Annotated in this window: 16 protein-coding genes; 3 read left to right on the forward strand and 13 right to left on the reverse strand. The window is 58.0% G+C overall.

The genetic code is table 11. From position 1 onward, the window contains the following. Positions 1-45 precede the first annotated feature (45 nt). From F6Y09_RS16105 to F6Y09_RS16145, 9 genes are all read right to left on the reverse strand, one after another. The gene (locus F6Y09_RS16105) at positions 46-1,401 is read right to left on the reverse strand and encodes a TRAP transporter large permease (RefSeq protein WP_152207971.1); all 1,356 of its coding nucleotides are present in this window, start codon (positions 1,399-1,401) and stop codon (positions 46-48) included. After that, complete coding sequence (locus F6Y09_RS16110) at positions 1,391-2,032, reverse strand: TRAP transporter small permease subunit (RefSeq protein ID WP_152207972.1); 642 nt, start codon at positions 2,030-2,032, stop codon at positions 1,391-1,393. Before F6Y09_RS16110 ends, F6Y09_RS16105 begins: the two co-directional genes overlap by 11 nt. Before the next feature lie 92 nt (positions 2,033-2,124). Further along, a complete protein-coding gene (locus tag F6Y09_RS16115) occupies positions 2,125-3,177 on the reverse strand; it encodes a TRAP transporter substrate-binding protein (RefSeq protein ID WP_152207973.1) in 1,053 nt (350 codons plus the stop codon). 566 nt (positions 3,178-3,743) lie between these two features. Beyond that, the gene (locus tag F6Y09_RS16120; RefSeq protein WP_152207974.1) at positions 3,744-4,133 is read right to left on the reverse strand and encodes a RidA family protein; all 390 of its coding nucleotides are present in this window, start codon (positions 4,131-4,133) and stop codon (positions 3,744-3,746) included. Positions 4,134-4,147: 14 nt separating this feature from the next. After that, positions 4,148-4,915, reverse strand: coding sequence for a DUF3726 domain-containing protein (locus F6Y09_RS16125; RefSeq protein WP_152207975.1), 768 nt, complete (start codon positions 4,913-4,915; stop codon positions 4,148-4,150). Continuing rightward, a complete protein-coding gene (locus F6Y09_RS16130) occupies positions 4,912-6,642 on the reverse strand; it encodes a hypothetical protein (RefSeq protein ID WP_152207976.1) in 1,731 nt (576 codons plus the stop codon). The genes F6Y09_RS16125 and F6Y09_RS16130 overlap by 4 nt, the downstream gene beginning before the upstream one ends. Positions 6,643-6,645: 3 nt before the next feature. Then, on the reverse strand, positions 6,646-8,268 hold the full coding sequence (locus F6Y09_RS16135) for a BCCT family transporter (protein ID WP_152207977.1): 1,623 nt from the start codon (positions 8,266-8,268) through the stop codon (positions 6,646-6,648). Positions 8,269-8,305: 37 nt separating this feature from the next. Next, on the reverse strand, positions 8,306-9,307 hold the full coding sequence (locus F6Y09_RS16140; RefSeq protein WP_152207978.1) for a membrane dipeptidase: 1,002 nt from the start codon (positions 9,305-9,307) through the stop codon (positions 8,306-8,308). A 10-nt stretch (positions 9,308-9,317) separates the two neighbouring features. Beyond that, positions 9,318-10,760, reverse strand: a complete 1,443-nt coding sequence (locus tag F6Y09_RS16145; RefSeq protein ID WP_152207979.1) for an aldehyde dehydrogenase family protein — start codon at positions 10,758-10,760, stop codon at positions 9,318-9,320. Positions 10,761-10,884: 124 nt separating this feature from the next. Between F6Y09_RS16145 and F6Y09_RS16150 the strand changes: the two genes are divergently transcribed. Next, positions 10,885-11,772, forward strand: a complete 888-nt coding sequence (locus F6Y09_RS16150) for a LysR family transcriptional regulator (protein ID WP_152207980.1) — start codon at positions 10,885-10,887, stop codon at positions 11,770-11,772. A gap of 56 nt (positions 11,773-11,828) precedes the next feature. Here the strand turns inward: F6Y09_RS16150 and F6Y09_RS20730 are convergent, their stop codons facing one another. From F6Y09_RS20730 to F6Y09_RS16170, 4 genes are all read right to left on the reverse strand, one after another. Continuing rightward, positions 11,829-12,974, reverse strand: coding sequence for a methyl-accepting chemotaxis protein (locus F6Y09_RS20730; protein WP_152207981.1), 1,146 nt, complete (start codon positions 12,972-12,974; stop codon positions 11,829-11,831). Continuing rightward, positions 12,953-13,255 (reverse strand): hypothetical protein, encoded by a 303-nt coding sequence (locus tag F6Y09_RS16160; RefSeq protein WP_152207982.1) that lies wholly within the window; start codon positions 13,253-13,255, stop codon positions 12,953-12,955. The genes F6Y09_RS20730 and F6Y09_RS16160 overlap by 22 nt, the downstream gene beginning before the upstream one ends. A gap of 146 nt (positions 13,256-13,401) precedes the next feature. Then, positions 13,402-13,611 (reverse strand): DUF3565 domain-containing protein, encoded by a 210-nt coding sequence (locus F6Y09_RS16165; protein ID WP_152207983.1) that lies wholly within the window; start codon positions 13,609-13,611, stop codon positions 13,402-13,404. A 10-nt stretch (positions 13,612-13,621) separates the two neighbouring features. Then, positions 13,622-14,215 carry an outer membrane beta-barrel protein gene (locus F6Y09_RS16170; protein WP_152207984.1) on the reverse strand — a complete coding sequence of 198 codons (594 nt, stop codon included), beginning with the start codon at positions 14,213-14,215 and terminating at the stop codon, positions 13,622-13,624. 628 nt (positions 14,216-14,843) lie between these two features. On the opposite strand from F6Y09_RS16170, the gene F6Y09_RS16175 reads away from it, so the two are divergent. Next, entirely contained in the window at positions 14,844-16,226 is a 1,383-nt protein-coding gene (locus F6Y09_RS16175) for an NAD(P)-binding domain-containing protein (protein WP_152207985.1), read from the forward strand. After that, positions 16,223-17,308 carry a DMT family transporter gene (locus F6Y09_RS16180; protein ID WP_152207986.1) on the forward strand — a complete coding sequence of 362 codons (1,086 nt, stop codon included), beginning with the start codon at positions 16,223-16,225 and terminating at the stop codon, positions 17,306-17,308. Before F6Y09_RS16175 ends, F6Y09_RS16180 begins: the two co-directional genes overlap by 4 nt. The last annotated feature ends 4 nt before the right edge of the window (positions 17,309-17,312 follow it).

Genomic DNA, 17,312 nt, shown 5'->3' on the forward strand with positions numbered 1-17,312 from the left:
TTGAGATAGAGCAAGGCTTACCCAATTACCATTACACGGCGCCTCCTACTCCATCTTCCCGGGAAACCAGAGTGCGATCGCGGGGAACAGGATGCACAGGATCAGCCCGGTCAGTTGCAGCAGCACAAACGGTATGATCGACCGGTAGATAACGCCGATACTGACATCACCGTGTGCGATGCCCTTGAGATAAAACAGCGCATAGCCGAACGGTGGCGTCAGGAAGCTGGTTTGCAGGTTAATGGCAACAAGAATCGCGAACCACAACATCAACCCCGAACTGCTGACACCGTCAAACTGCAGCCCCTCCACCACTGGCATCAGCAGTGGCAGCACCACGAAGCTGATTTCAATCCACTCCAGGAAGAAGCCCAGGACAAAGATAAGCGCCATCAGCAGGAGCAGCAAGCCGTAGGGACCCAGGCCAGTACCGGTAATGATATCGACGATCATGTCGTCGCCACCCAGGCGCTTGAACACCAGGCTATAGCAGGTGGCGCCGATCACCACGAACAGGATCATCGCCGATGTTCGGGAGGTGTCCCGGCAGACTTCCCGCAGCGCCTGGATGTTGAGCTGCCTGAGGCCAAGGGCAAGTATCAGTGAGCCGGCGGCACCAATGGCGGCGGCCTCGGTCGGAGTAGCGATACCAGCCATTATGGAGCCAAGCACCGCGACAATCAGCACCACGGGGCCGAACAGATCCCGCAACAGGGCGATGGCCAGCGGCGAATGCTGCCCTATCAGATGCGCTTCATCGCCTTCACTGGCCAACGGTGCCCATTCCGGTTTCAGGTGCGAGATGATCAGCAGATAAATCACGTAAAGGCCGCCCAACAGCAGGCCAGGAAATATGGCAGCCTTGAACAGATCACCCACCGACAGGTTCATGATCGAGCCCATCAGCACCAGCATGATGGAGGGCGGAATCAGAATTCCCAGGGTACCCGAGGCGGCGACCACCCCATAGGCCATTTCCGGTTTGTAGCCCTGGCGCATCATTACCGGCAGCGCCAGCAGCCCCAGCATAACCACCGAAGCGCCAATAATGCCGGTACTGGCCGCCATGACGATCCCCAGGAAAGCCACTGAAATGGCCAGCCCGCCACGGACCCGTCCAAACAGCCGTTGCAGGGTCAGTAACAGATTTCGGGCCACACCGGATTTCTCCAGCATCAGGCCCATGAAAACAAACAGGGGAATGGCGATCAGCAGCCAGTTTTCCATCACCCCGCCAAAAATGCGAGAGGAAATGAGGCCCAGGTAACCGACGGGCACATCACCTATAAACGCAAACAGAATACCCAACCCGCCCAACAGAAAAGCCACCGGATATCCGCTGAAAATGCCCACCAGCAGGGCAAGCACCATGGCGATGGCCAGGCCGTATTCATCCAGCATAGTGGGGCTCCTTCGCCTCGCGGCGTGGGTCGAGGATTTTGGCCAGGCGGTCAAATACCTGCCCCAGCGCACTCAGGGCGAGCAGTACAAGCCCCGCCGGTAGCGCGCCCTTGATTAGATAGCGGTCGGTCAGCCCGCCGTAGTTGGACTGTTCCCCGGACACATAAGCCATGCTCACAAAGTGCTTGGATAACCAGGCCACCAGTACACAGAAGGGAATCAGGAATACCAGATGCCCGATGATATCGACCCAATGCTTACCGATGGGGCTGAGATGATGATGCACCATATCCACCCGCACATGGGTGTCCGAATGCAGGGCGTAGCTGCCGCCAATCAGGGTCAACAAGCCAAACAGGTGCCACTGCATTTCCGTAACCGAGTTAATGGTGAGGGCGTTGCCCAGTAGGAGGACTTTATTTTCCCAATGAAGCAGTTCGTTCCAGCCTAAGGCGTTCATCAGCACTGTGGTGAGCACTACAAACATGATCGCCAGCACCAGCCAGCTGGAAACCCGGCCGAGCCAGTTGCCGATGGCGATCAAGGGGATGGCAATGGTGGCAAGAATTCTGGCAAGTCCGGTTCGCCAGGGAGGAAGGGAGTGCGATAGACGACCAGCGTTGGAGTTCATACGGCTGCGATATCCGTCAGATCAAAGTCCGGATGGAAAACCGGCGATGGTCTCTGCCACCGCCGGCACTTGTACCCCTTTAAATTACAGCCTCATTCACGGGGAATGGCCTGCAGTTCGTACCAGTCATCGACCAGTTGGGTGTGTTCCATCAATGACTCGTAGGCTTTCTTGAACATCGGGTCGTTCTTCATCTCCTCATCACGCACTTCATTCCAGCCCGTGCGCAGCTCTGAAACAACCTCGTCCGGGAAGCGTTTGACTTCAACACCTTTCTCCTTGAGCTTGGCAATCACGCGCATCTGCTCCGGGGGAGCCTCGGCCATGGACCATTGCAGAGTGGCCCGGCACGCCGTTTCGAACTTGGCCTTGGTGGCGTCGTCGTACTCGTTCCATACATCCTGGTTAATGATGAATGAGAACCAGCTGGCGGACTGATGCCAACCGGGGAAGTAGTAGTATTTGGTGATTTCCTCGAAGCCCATGAGTTGATCCACCTGGGGCACCGAGAACTCGGTGGCATCGATACGTCCGCGCTCAAGAGCCAGGTAGATTTCACCACCGGGGATCAGCTGGGTGGAGGCGCCATACTTGTTGAGCACTTTCGCGCCCAGACCGGAAATCCGGATCCGCAGACCATCAAAATCCTTGATGCTGTTGATTTCCTTGTTGTACCAGCCACCAGTCTCCTGCGGTGAGATAAAGCACGGCAGGACTTTGACGTTGTACTGATCGTAGGCGCTCTGGAGGAGTTCAGTGCCCTCGCCGGACCACATCCAGGACGCGAACGCCTCGGGCGTCGGGCCGAAAGGCAGCGCACCGTACAGATTGGTTACCGGCACTGTGCCGGCCCAGTAACCGATCCAGTCCCAACCCGCGGGAATGGCGCCGGACGAAACCGAGTTGAAGACTTCAAACGCCGGCACCAGGTCTCCGGGGTTGTGCACATCCAGTTCGACCTTGCCATCGGTAACCGTGTTCAGTTCTTCAGCAAAGCGCAGAGCGCCCTCGCCGATAAAAATATTGGTGTTGAAAGTGCTGGCCACATCGAGCTTCGCGGGGCCAGCAGCATGAATGGCAGAGGACAGTGTCAGCGCGGTGAAACCTGCTGCCAGCAGAGTGGGCATTCCAAAATTTCGACTCATCGTTTCTCTTCCTTTCTTGTTTGGTTTTCGGTGGTTTTCGAAACATGAAGCCTTGCACCGGTCGTTGAGCGCATTGTTTATCTAGCTCATTGCAATAGTAGTATTGACCTCATTCGACAAATTGTCAGGTTCAAACCAGCGGGCGGTTACCTTTTTGGTGTGGGTCCGGAACTGAATGGCCTGTTTGCCGCCGGGGCCATGATCTCCCCGTTTTGATCCCCGGGGAACCGGTGAAGATGGAAGAGCCGTTACCATTGGGGGGTTCGATTGACGAAGTCGATAACCTCCTCAAGAGTGTCGACTTCAGCCACTGTCGCAAAGGGCACCCGGCATACCACTTCCCAGGTGGAAGGGTTGATCACATCCCGCCACTCTGACGCGAGTAACGCTGCTCTGGGAGTTTCTGAGGTATGCCGTGGAGATTAACGGGAGTTTCTGCTGAACGACGCTGACAGCGACCTGCAATTACCCTGTTGAAATTCTGGCATAAGCGACGTCGGAGATCATTTGGCGAGTGCCAAATTCCCCGGACAGACGCCTAAACCAATCTGGCATTTCAGACCGGGTCAGGCCACCGCGCCATAAGCCACGATTTCCACCAGCATCTCCGGCCGCGCAAATCCTGAGACGATGATCGCCGCGCGATTCGGATAGGGTTCTGACACATATTCCGCGTAAATCTGGTTGACCACGGTCAGGTGCTCCCGGTCAGTCACATAAATCAGTGCCTGGGTCAGACCTGCCATGCCTGTTCCGGCGCAGTCCAGAGTGTGCTTCAGGTTGGTCATGGTTTGTCTGGCCTGGGCCTCTATGCCCCCGGAGACAACTCGGCCACTGGCGTCAATCGGAATCTGCGCAGTAAAAAGGATACCGTTGGCAGAGACAGCCCATTCCAAGGGCGCTTTAGAGCGCGGCAGCTCTGTTGCAATGGGTGTAATGGTCGGTGCAGTCGTCATCCGTTTCTCTCCGGTCAATCATTATCGCTGGCACCAGCGCCTGCGCCGCTGCGGGAGGCCGCAGAGGCTTCAACCAGCAACCGGTCGGCCAGGGATTTGAGGGTTTTCCAAAGCTGCTCGTCCACCTCCAGCCCCTCCACCAGGGCCCGGTCCCGCTGCTGTTCCAGGTCCTCCTCGGTTTGCCGCATCAGGTTGGTCAGGGCATAGTCCGAGCGCAGGCTCGGCAGCAGGTCGACATGGTTGGCCATGATCAGGGTAATGCCATCGTTCTTTTCAGTATCGTCGGGGATATCCTCCAGGCTGTAGACGCATATTTCCGGAACCGGGTGGCCGGCTTTGAATCCAACCACTTGCTCAATCAACGGCTCGTGGGAGTTGCGCCAGAAAGCGGTGACGTTCATACCCCGGCGTGCCAGCCGGGACAGGTAGCCGATCACCAATACCCGGTTGTGGCAATGCCGGATTTTGGTGATCGACAACCCCCGTGCCCGGGCCCTGGCATATCCCAGTTCCACCGCCAGGCTGGCATTGCCGAGAATGCTGTGGTTGTGGGCGTCCAGCACACTGAAGTCGGCGTCCTGATACACCAGGGTCGGGGTTTCGCCGGGGTTCTCGGTCAGCAGATAATCCAGGCCTTTCTTGAGAGCCGCGACACCACCGAGGCCATGGACTTCCATCCAGGCAACCATTTCGGCCGCATCAATGGCATCACCCTCGGCGAAACCGATACCCATGAACGCCTTGCGGCCCATCCCTTGCAGCTCGTTGAACGAAACTTTCATAACGCTCCCGAATCCGGTTGAACGGGGAAGCTCCAGTCGTCCAGTGCCGCCAGCCGGGCCTTGTCGGTGCCGTGATCGCTGAACAGCTCACAGAACAACGGCGCACCCTGAAACAGGGTGATCCGTACCCAACGATCGGACTTGGGATCAAACCGGCTGGCACCGAAAAACGAGAGTTTGGTGCGCAGCAGGTGCATGGGTTTCATATCCCGGTGCCAGAGGTTGGCCTGGATCTCCCCATAGGGCGTAGCACCCATGGTCTGGATACGTCGGACACATTCCTTCTGCCCCGGGTGCGCCATCAGAAATTCCACCACCGAGCCGCGGGGACTGCGATCCAGGAATGCATCCAGCAACCGGTGTGTGCGGTGTATCCGTGGGCCGATGGCCAGCGACACTTCCTTTTCGGCACCGGGTTCTGCGGCACGCACGCCCAACCGGGGCTCCTCTTTTTCCGCCGAGCGATACCAGAACCAGTATTGATGATCCGGATTCTTGGGGTCGTAATCCAGCGCCCAGGCAAACCTGGATTCGATCATCTGTTTTAGCGCGGATGCCCGCATTTCCGGCTGCAATTCCAGTATTTCCTCACAGCCCAACTCGTCTTCCGCCGCATCAATAAGGTCGGGATAGAGTTCGATCAGCAGGGTGTTGATCAGCTCCTGGGCTTCCAGCGAACAGTGGTCGTCGGCCCAATCCAGCAAGTCATCCCAGAGGTTTGAGGTGGCGTGTGTCTGGTCCAGCCAGCGAATGACTGCGTCGATGGAGTCTACAGTGGCGGCATTGCGCCGGGTCTGCTCGGCATTCTCGGTCACGGTCTCCACAAAATGCTGGTGAGCCCGGCGCAACAGCGTCATCAGTTCCAGGCGAGAGCTTTCGGTGGGCGGCTGCTCGCGGGCCCAGGCCAGAGCGCGCTCGCGACAATAGACCCACTGCTGGATCAGCTGCGGATGATTGATCAGGAAAGGCGCCATGCCCAAACCGGTGGAGTTACCAACGCCCAGATAACGTTGCAGTGCCGGAGCCAGGCTGACCGCATGCTCCTGCGAGCGACATTGGGCGAGGTGTTCCACCTGCTGAATGGAAAAATGGCGCAGCAGATATACCGCAAACATCTGGGCCGAAAACGGTCGGTTGAAGTCCGGATTTTTCTGCAGGCGGGCGTAATCTGCAATGCCAAACTTTCCGTTTCCGTAGACCGCTGTGGTGCGGTACAGATAACCCACCCGGGTAAGCCAGGCAGGATCCGGTTGGCGCCCCGACGCCAGAGCTTCGACAAAGTGGTCGAAGTTTCGCAGGCTCTTGTTGGCCCGCGACAGCACCAGCAGCCTCGGGTGCTGCCGGCCGGCCTCCTGCAATGGTACGTTGGCAGCCATCTGGGCCAGCAAGCTGTCCTCGACCACACCTTCAACCAGCGCAAAGGTGACGTCCCAGGCCTCCGCGATCACACGGTCGGATCGGCGTTCGGGGTCCAGATGCTGGGAAAACACCACACCGTGGTAAGTGTGGTGGGGCGTCTGCAAACGGTAGATCACTACGCCATGCCCCTGGTCATCCAGCTCGCTTCGGACGGTGGTGACCGTCCAGTCCTCTCGTGCCATCTGGCGAACCAGGCTGCGCGCGAAGCTCAGGCGGCTGGCGTGCAGGCTACCCAATCGTACCAGGTTCATGACCCTGGCGGCGGGGCGCAGTTTCAGCTGAGGTTGCACGTCCAACTGGGTAGCCATCTCCTAGTTCTCCGAAATTGAGTCAGCCGAGCTGGTGGTTTGACCCACCAGGGCCACTTCGCCCTTGGGCGGCACAATGCCCTGCTCCCTTGCCATGGCAAAGGCGGATTTCGGGCCAAGGTACAGCGACGGCAGCAGAATCAGCGAGACAGGTATCGCCGTGATGACGATGAACTGTTGCAGCGCGCTGATCTGACCGGCTCCCATATAGAGCAGAACAGCGGCCATCAGCGCCATGGCCACGCCCCAGAAGGCCCTCACAACCGGTTCAGGGTCATCATGCCCAGCGCTGACTACGGCGATGGCGTAGCTCATGGAGTCCCCCGTGGTCGCCACAAAAATGGTGGTGAGCACCAGAATGGCAAGTGCCATCAGCGATCCGCCGGGCAGCGCCTGGGCGATGGTGAGCGTGGCGACGTCAAACTGGAAATTGTTGAGGGCTTCGGTCAGGTCGATGGCACCCGTCAACTGGTAAAAAATGCCAGAGCCACCCAGCAGGGTAAACCAGATGGTCGTCGCCACCGGCGCCATCACGCCCACCGCAAGAATCATCTGGCGGATTGTCCGGCCGCGGGAGATTCGGGCAACGAAAATGGCCATCAAAGGCCCGTAACCCAGGAACCAGGCAAAGAAGAACACCGTCCACCATTGCATCCACCAGCCTTCGGCAGTGCCGGCAGTCACCGTTGCCATGGCAAAAAAGGAACTGACGTATTCCCCGAAACCCTGAGTATAGGAATTGGTCAGGAACAGCGTAGGACCGAAGATAAAAATCACCGCCGCAATAGCCAGTGCCAGAAAGACATTGAACCGACTCAGTAACTGGATGCCCCGGTGGATCCCCGTCATGGCCGAGGTCACGTAAACCGCCGCCAACACCACCAGTATCACCAGTTGGGTACCATAACCCTGGGGAAATCCAAACAGTTCATGAAGGCCAAAGCTGACCTGGGTGGCCAGGAATCCGATCGGCCCCACGGTACCGGCAACCACCGCGATCACACAGGCGGCATCCACAAGGCCGCCAAACCAGCCGTGCATCACCCGATCACCAAACACCGGGTAAAGCAGTGTTCGGGGCTGCAGTGGCTGCCCTTTCACATAGTGGGCGTGGGCCAGCACGATGGCCGACAATGTGCCCAGGATTGCCCACGCCAGAAATCCCCAGTGCATGAACGACTGCGCCAAGGCAGGCGCAACGGCTTCCGCCGTGCCAGCCTCAGTATCGAACACCGGCGGCGTCACCACGAAGTGATACACCGGTTCACCGGCTGCGAAGAAAACACCCCCGCCGGCCAGGAGCGTGCACATGATGATGGACAGCCATTTAAAGGTGCTCAGCTCCGGAGTACTCCGGTTGCCTACCTTGGCACTGCCCGCAGGCGAGACGGCAACGCCCATGCCAATCAGGAAGGTCAGTAACAGCAGCAGCTGAAAGTAGGAACCCAGGGTCTTGGCCGTCCAGGCGAAGCCGCTGGAGATCAACCCGGCCGTCCACTCGATGTCATACAGGGAGAGGCCGAGAAAGAGCAGTATGAAACCCACGCTCAGGCCCAACACGATTGGGTCCCCCAAGCGCTTGATACCCACTTCCGGAGTCGCGGTAGAACTGGCTGAGATTGTCATGGCGTTTACCTGTTTTTGTTGTCGGAACAGTGATGACTCAGAACACGGCGCCTGGCTGGGGCCGCGTACCCTCGGTTAATTGCCGGAGCCAGTTTCGGCCCATGATCTTTTCGATCTCGTCGTGATTGAACCCCTTCAGGCGCAAACCGTCGGCGATGTTGCTAAAATGGCGGTTATCGCTGAACCAGGACAGCGGCTTTGGCCAGCCGGCATTCGCCTTATCGCCCTCGCCATAGTCCGTGGCCTTGGTCCAGCGGCCATTGCGCATCCAGGTCAGTACTGACTCCGGCTGCGCCTGGCACAGGTCGGTGCCCATGCCTATGTGATCGACTCCCATCAGCTCCGCGGTATCGGCCACCATGCCGCAGAACTCATCCAGCGTGCAGTCCGGGCCATTTTTGAGGTGGAACGGGTACACCGAAAATCCCAGAATGCCGCCGCTTTGCGCTACCGCACGCAACACCGCATCGGACTTGTTGCGCTTGGCGGCATGAAAGGTGGCCGGATTGGCGTGGGAGATAATCACCGGCCGCTCCGATAGCTCAATAGCGTCCAACGTAGAGCGCTCTGAGCTGTGAGACATATCGATCAACATGCCGACCCGGTTCATCTCCCGAATCACCTGCTGGCCGAAACGGGTGACGCCACTGTCTTCGGCTTCGTAACATCCGCAAGCCAGCAAACTCTGGTTATTGTAGGTGAGCTGCATGATCAGCAACCCCAGCCGGCGCATAATGGCCACCAGATCAATATCGTCTTCGATGGGCGAGCAGTTCTGGGCTCCGAAGAAAATACCCACGCGATGGCTTTCCCGAGCCAGTTCGATATCGCTGGCCTGGTGCACCGGCATGATCAGGTCATCATGCGCCTCGAATCGACGCTGCCATTCCCCGAAACGAAGCAAAGTCTCACGGCAGTTCTCGTGGTACACCAGGGTGGCGTGCACCGCATCAACGCCGCCTTCGCGCATTTCCTCGAAGATAGTCCGGGACCAGTTCGAGTACTGCAGCCCATCAATGGTCAGAACAGACTGTGACATGGCAGAGTCCTCAGGCCTTGGTGTAACAGGTTTTCACCACGGTGTAGAACTCGCGGGCGTTTCGGCCCTGCTCCCGTGGTCCGAAACTGGAGTCCTTGCGACCACCGAAGGGCACGTGATAATCCGTACCGGCGGTAGCCAGGTTCACCATCACGCAGCCGGTCTCCGCACGGGCCTTGAAATCCGTCGCCCAATGCAGGGAACGGGTGATCAGACCGGCGGTCAGGCCATAGTTGGTATCGTTCAGGGCCGCCAGCGCCGCTTCGTAATCCGGAACCCGGATCACACAGGCCACGGGGCCGAACACTTCATCCCGGTTGATGGTCATGTCGTTGGTGGTATCGGTAAAGAGTACCGGCTGCATGTAGTAGCCCTCGCTGCCGGCATTGACATCCTTGCCGCCGAACACCAGCGTGGCGCCCTCCTGCAAGGCCACATCCACCCAGCGACGGTTGGCTGCCAACTGGCTGTCGCTGGCAATGGGACCAATGACCGTACCGTCCGCCAGTGCCGGGCCCACCGTCGCTGCGGCGAGTTTTTCAGTGAGCTTCGCCACGAATTGATCGTGCACCGCATCGGTAACAATCAACCGTGAGGACGCCGTGCACTTCTGCCCGGAGCCGGAATAGGCACCGGCGAACGCCGCTTCAACCGCCACATCCAGATCAGCGTCGTCCAGCACGATCAGGGCGTTCTTGGAGCCCATTTCCAGCTGGCACTTCACCAGGTTGGCGGCAGTCGCGGCAGCGACACGGCGTCCAACCTCCAGCGACCCGGTAAAGGTGATGGCCTGAACATGGGGGCTGGTGATCAATGCCTCGCCCGCTTCACGGCCACTGCCGGTGATCAGGTTGAAGGTACCCGGGGGCAGACTCTGGCGGCTGATGATTTCCGTCAGCGCCCAGGCGCTTGCCGGCACCAGATTGGCGGGTTTGAAAACCACGGCGTTACCAAACGCCAGGGCCGGGGCGATCTTCCAGACGGCGGTCGCCATGGGGAAATTCCAGGGGCTGATCACCCCGACAACGCCCAGTGGCTCGCGACGTGTTTCGATCTCAACACCCGGGCGCACCGATGCCACCCGGTCATCGATCTGACGCAGCACTTCGGCGGCGTAGTAATGGAAGAACTGGCCCGAGCGATACACCTCGCCCTTGCCTTCTGCCAACGGCTTGCCTTCCTCGCGGGAAAGCAGCTCACCCAGTTCGTCCTTGCGGGCAATCAGCTCATTGCCGATGGCCATCAGCACGCTGTAGCGGGCCTCAAGCCCGGTTTCGGCCCATATCTTCTGGCCTTGCCGGGCGGCGTCAATGGCCTGCTTCACCTGCCTGGCACTGGCCTGGTCATAATGGCCGATGGTATCGGAGAGATCAGACGGATTCTGGTTGGGCTGGGCAGACGGTTCACCCTTGACCCACTCTCCACCGATGTAGAGTGCGTGTGACTGTGACATGGGTTCCTCCTTAATGATTACCCATAGCCTAGACGCTTTTAATTTATAAGGGTAATCAAAAATATCGCAGTTTTGATAAGTTATTCTTATACTTCATTGCTGATCAGAAACGGACGGAAAACGAATGTCGCTCGAACTCAAGACTCAACCGCTGCGCTATGTGCTCGCGGTGCACGAAGAAGGGAGCTTCCATGGCGCTGCCCGACAACTGCACCGCAGCCAGCCGGCGTTGTCCATGGCCATACGGGATCTGGAGGAGCGGCTCGGACAGCCGCTATTCGAAAAGAACCAGAAGGGGCAGCTAACCCCCTACGGCGAGTATTGTCTGCCCCGATTCCGGGAACTGATAAAGCAGCACGACCGGCTCGCCAACGATTTACAGCATGTCGCCCTGGGCCAGCAGGGGCGCGTCACCCTGGCGACGGTGCCATCGGTTGCCAGTCGGTTGATGCCGGAAGTCCTGGCGGCGTTCATTGCCGAGTTTCCGAACCTCAACATTAACCTGCACGACGAAAACGCGGAGTTCGTCTGCCGGATGGTCGCTAGTGGCGAGGTCGATCTGGGGATCAGCAGCGTCTGGGCACAGGATGAACACCTGAGTTATACCCACCTGTTTGAGGACAACATAGGGGTTGTATTGCATCGCGACCACCGGCTGGCAAATTGTGACAGCCTGCAGTGGCAGGAACTGCAGAAAGAGCGGTTTATCGCCAACGGCACTTCGCGGCTATTAAAAAAAACCGCAGCCGCCAGCCTCGTGGATAACAACGACTTCTATATTTCCAACATGATCTCTCTGCTCGCCATGCTGGAAGCGGGCAGTGGCATTACCACTCTGCCCAGTCTGGCCTTTCCGGTCGATAACCAGAAATTGCGTTTTATCCCTCTGCGCGAGCCCAAACTGGTGCGCCAGATCGGCATCATCAAGCTGGCCAACCGGTCGCTGTCACCGTCGGCCCAGGCCCTGGAGCAGGTTATTCTCAGGCGATTGAAGGGAGCGACTGCTTTATAGCCAGACAGTCTATTAAGCTCAATAAACTGATCCGACTGGAGCTGGCCCAATCACAACTACTCGTTCAGATTACTGAGAGAGTCGGACAAACGCTCGATCCGCTCATTGGATGCGGTCACCAGCTCGTTGATTTCGCCGGCCGAATCACTTGATCGCTTCGCCAATTTGCGGACTTCGTCGGCGACCACCGCGAAGCCCCGTCCCGACTCCCCGGCCCTTGCAGCTTCGATAGCCGCGTTCAGCGCAAGCAGGTTTGTCTGGTTGGCAATTGCGTTGATGACCTTGATGATGTTGCTGATTTCCTTACTGGACTCCAGAACCTCACCCATTTCTTTGTTGGTCACTTGAGTCGCAAGACGCTTGTCGGTGATATCAATTCCGTAGGACACCACCAGACGAACCTCATTAGAGAAGTTCCGGATCGCACAGGATGACATTTCCAACCACACAGACTTCCCTGTTTTGGTTTCCAGTTGCACCGTGTTTTTCTGGTCGTTGCCTGCCAGGATCTGCTTGAAGTTGTCGCCACCGGACAGCTGTGGGAGCGTTAACCGCTGGGACAGTAACTCCTGTTCACTGCCGAATCCCAGGCGTTCAACCAGGTAATGATTGGCTGCGATCAGCTGGCCGTCGCGGTTCCACTCAGCGATGGCGGCTGCACGACCTATAGCCTCAAAGCGCCGGGCGTTGGCCAGCCCGGTCTCTTTTGTGGTGGTGACGTCGGCCTCCAGTGCCACAAAGTGCGTCAGTTTACCGGCACCATCCACAATCGGGTTGATGGCCAGTGAAATCCAGTAAGGTTCACCGTTCTTGTGATAGTTCAAAATTTCATCATAGAACGGCGTGCGCGCATCCAGGTGCTGGCGGATACGGCGTCGGGTTTCTTCGCTGGTGTCAGGGCCCTGAAGCCGGTCCCCCGGTTTGGTCCCTTTGACCTCCTCAAGCCGATATCCGGCCAGCTTCTCAAATCCCCGGTTCACAAAAACGATCTTGCCATTCGGGTCAGTAATCACGACAGCGTTTTCAGTCACCCTCGCAGCCGCGGCCAGTAACTGTTCTTCCGGATCTGGCTGGGGCAAAGCGGAAAGATCTTGAAGAATCATGGTCTTATAGCGTTGGCCATCAAATTTGCTCCCGAGCAGGGTAACCCGGCATCGCCATTCACGGCCGCCGTTGTCTGTCAGGCAATGGTCTCCCGCCATAGCCAGCTGCCTGGCACAAGGTCAGCCCCGAACACCGACGTCATCGGCTGACCCGCTACGACCCCGGAGCCAATGCCGAATCGTTTGCGCATTGACTCATTCATGAGCAATACGCTCTGGCGGGAATCCATTGTGACAAAAGGCTCCGATACATCGGCCAGCAGTTCTGCAAGGCGGGCTGAGATGTATGTTGACGATTGCTTGTCGCGATTGTCCTGGCCCGGTTCAACGCCTACGGATGAGACTGCTCTTTCACGTCCCCAGGATAACCATGCCGGCATTGGTTCTGACCTCTAGTAAATATGATAATTATTTAATGCTTGGAGTATACGCAGATACCCTTGAAAAGTTCTCCTGCTTTAGAGTGTGGCCTCAAGAAGTGCGCCGGGGAATCTGCGGGGCAGAACGCCCACGAGCGAGATCGAGTTCAGGGCCGGTCATCGGGCGGCGTGCCCTCATCACATTTCCGGCAGTCCAGCTCAAACCCCAGCATCGACTCCCGGCCTTTCACTGTGGTAACCCACGGGCGATTCACCCAAGGCGGTGTGTGGCGCACGTGCTGGTTGTGACCACAGGCCAACCGGGCGACCCAGTGGTTTTCTTGATCTTTGTGGTAGCCGGTAATGGGTTGCATCATACACCCCAGTCTAGAACCGGAATTCCGGCCCTGCCGAGAACACGTGTACATCGGATTTCAGATTCTGGACGCCTGAGCTGTCGTCACCAATATCCTGCAGGTAATCCCATTCCAGGCGAAGACCGAAAGATTCGGTAACACCGATTTTGGCGCCGGCGCCGGTGCGGAACGAAAGGCCACTTTCGTGATCGCTGGCACTGCCAAGACCGTTGATCGTGAAACTGCCTTCCTGCCGCCAGAATTGATCACCCACCTTCGCGAACAGGCGCACCGGGCCAAGCTCCGGTGTGAACACCAGCAGAGAACTGTCAAACATATGGTAACCAACGTCGATAGAGCCTGCGCTGCTCTTTATTGTGGTGTCATCAACGAAGCGATAACCACCCTCGAACGCCAGGTACCTGTCAAAGAATCCGCCCGCGTATATGCGCCCGGTCAAAGCGAAGTCATCACACTCGATTAACACGTCGTCACAGAAGTCATTCATCTCTGCCTGCCCCACAGAGAGCCCTGTGTGGCTACCCTGCGCAGGTGCGATGCTGGCCAGAGCCAGCAATGAGCCAACCGCAAACACACAAGACAAAGCATTTCCTGCCTTCAACATCCTGAATTTCCTCGTGTTGGCGAAGATCTTGAACGTCTTGACTGGATATTACAGAGGAGCAACTCGCTTGAGGTAAATCATCGGCAAGCTTTTGCAATTCTTAACATTTGAGTCAACCAGGCTTTTTAGCACACCTGAAACCTGCCTGGATCTGTCTCATGGATCCGGGCATTCGCCTGCTCTTTTCATTACGGCGTCCGGTCGGCGTTCAGAGCCAGAATCCGCCGGATCCTGGCTAACAAACCGCAAGAACATCAGATTTGTGTTAAGGTCCCGTCTCTGATTTACCAAAGCAGTCCAAAAGACAGCAACGCGCTGCCTTTCCCGACCACTTCGAGCGCTCCCCTTTCTGGCGACGCTTCGACACCTTGCAGTACAGCCAACACGGCTAGCACGACGATTTTCCGCCCTGAAGCGAATTGCCTGCAGTCCTTGGCAAACGGAGCCTCCGGTTTATTTTTACGCCCGCAGTTAATCCTGCATTTGGCGCGCGCCTGCGTGGACCGTTTTCACCGGGCGATGGGACCGTATTCCTGACGGAGCGGTGCCCAGCCACAACTATTTTTTCGTCGAACGAGCACGCTCTCGCTCGTTCGGACGACGCACATCCTGACAATAGAGGAACACTATGAGCTTTAGAATCGCCATCCTTGGGGCCGGCCCTAGCGGACTTGCCCAACTACGTGCCTTTGAAGCGGCACGCCTCGCCGGCACCGATATTCCCGAAATCGTCTGCTATGAAAAACAGAGTGATCTGGGCGGATTATGGAACTACACCTGGCGCACCGGCCTTGACGCCTACGGTGAACCCGTGCACGGCAGCATGTATCGCTATCTCTGGTCGAATGGACCGAAAGAATGCCTGGAGTTTGCGGACTACAGCTTCGAGGAGCATTTTGGCCGGCCCATTCCCTCCTACCCGCCCCGGGCGGTGCTCCGTGATTACATCATGGGGCGCGTCGAGAAAAGTGGTGCGCGACAGTACATCCGCTTTAATACCGCGGTTCACTGGGTGGACTATACGGAGGACACCGGCAAGTTTGCGGTCACGGTCAGAGATCTCAAAGAGGACGTGCTCTGCACCGAAGAGTTCGATTATGTGGTGGTGGCCACCGGTCATTTCTCTACGCCCAACGCGCCTTATTTCGAGGGTCTCAACCAGTTTCCGGGCCGCGTCATGCATGCCCATGACTTCCGCGATGCCTGTGAATTCGCTGGCAAGGACCTGCTGCTGATCGGTAGCAGTTATTCCGCCGAGGACATCGGCACCCAGTGTCACAAATACGGCGCGAAATCGGTCACTTTCAGCTACCGCAGCCAGCCCATGGGCTTTGAATGGCCGGACTCTTTCAAGGAAGTGCCACTGCTCACCAAGGTGGTCGGCAAGACGGCTTACTTCAAGGACGGCAGCAGTCAGGATGTGGACGCCATCATTCTCTGCACCGGCTACCAACACCATTTCCCGTTCCTGCCGGACGAGCTGACCCTGAACACCCACAATCGGCTCTATCCAGAGGGTCTGTACAAGGGCATCTTCCTGGAGCAAAACCCGAAGCTGGTATTCCTGGGAATGCAGGACCAGTACTACACCTTCAATATGTTCGATGCCCAGGCCTGGTACGCGCGGGACGTCATACTCGACCGGATCACCCGGCCGGATGAGTCAGCCATGGCCGCCGACAGAGCGCACTGGGTCAGCCAGGAACAAAAGGTCGAAAATCCGTTCCAGGCAATCGACTTCCAGGCCGCCTACATCCGTGATCTGTTGCAGCCCACCGATTACCCCACCTTCGACGTCGAGGGCGTGGCGGAGATCTTCAAGCAATGGGAGCACCATAAAGAGGCGGACATTCTCGGTTATCGCAATCAGAGCTATCGCTCAACTCTCACAGGAACCCTGGCGCCGACCCACCATACGCCGTGGATGCAGGCCATGGACGACTCCCTCGAAACCTTCCTCAGCGAAGAGCCGGAAACCGAACGTCGGACCGCCATAAAGGAAACGTCATGACCAATACCAGCCTGGCCCAGGCTCGTTCACGCTTTACCGCCAGCAGCATCCGATGGGGCTTTATGTGGGCCCTCTGGTGCGCCGTGCTCTGGGGCGCCTGGTACATACCCGGCTCCGCGGTCTGGTTTGAAGCGCCTTACGTCAACCTGAGCTACGACACCAATGCCGAATTTCTGTTGGCGGCAGCGGTGCTGACGACGTTCAACGCCATTGCCGTACTGTTTTTCCTCTTCGTCTGGAATGGGGTATTGGGTAAATGGGGTGAATACGGCCGCACCATTCGGCAGATGCGCAACATCTCCAAATGGTTCTTTATCGGTGCCATCTTTGGCGGCCCCATGGCCATATTCGGTTCCTATCTGGCCATCGGCTACATTGGCGGGGCCTTCGCGGCGATCGCCGCGTTAATGTATCCGATCATCGGCGCCACTCTGGCACGTCTCTGGTATCAGGAAAAAATTACCAAGCGGGCGGCCATCGGTATCTTCATCATTCTCGCCGGCGGTGTAACGGTCTATGCGCCGGGGATCATTGGCGAGCTGACCGGTACCGGCGAAAGCGGCTGGCTCGGCTACGTCGGCGGCGCCATGGCGGCCCTGGGCTGGGGCGTTGAGGGGGCCATTGCCGGACGAGGCCTGGATGTTGCCGACCCGGATGTGGGTATCACCGTGCGCTTTTCCGCCGAGGTACTTTACTGGGTCGCGCTCATTCTGCCGGCTATCTACCTGTTCACCGACCAGCCCGTTGTCGAGTTGGTTGTAGCCACATTCAACTGGGCCGCCATGGGTTGGCTGATGTTGGCCGGGGTCACCTTCGCCTTCTGTTATGTCTCCTGGTACAAGTCCTTCCCGCTCATTGGTGTGGGTCGCGGACAGGCCATTGCCGCGCTGTATGGTCTCTTCGCCGTGATCTTCCTGGCTGCCTTTACCCTGCAGCTTCCAGAGTGGAATTTTCTGGCCGGGCTGGCGCTGTTCGTAACCGGCGGCTTCGTGATGTACACCGAGAACGACGAGGTTCTTGAAGTCGTTCGCGCCGTGTCGAAAAACACCGACGCCGTGCCTGCCCCCTCGCCCGCTCATTGATGTA

The sequence above is a fragment of the Marinobacter changyiensis genome (assembly GCF_009193265.1).
Taxonomy (GTDB): Bacteria; Pseudomonadota; Gammaproteobacteria; order Pseudomonadales; family Oleiphilaceae; genus Marinobacter; species Marinobacter changyiensis.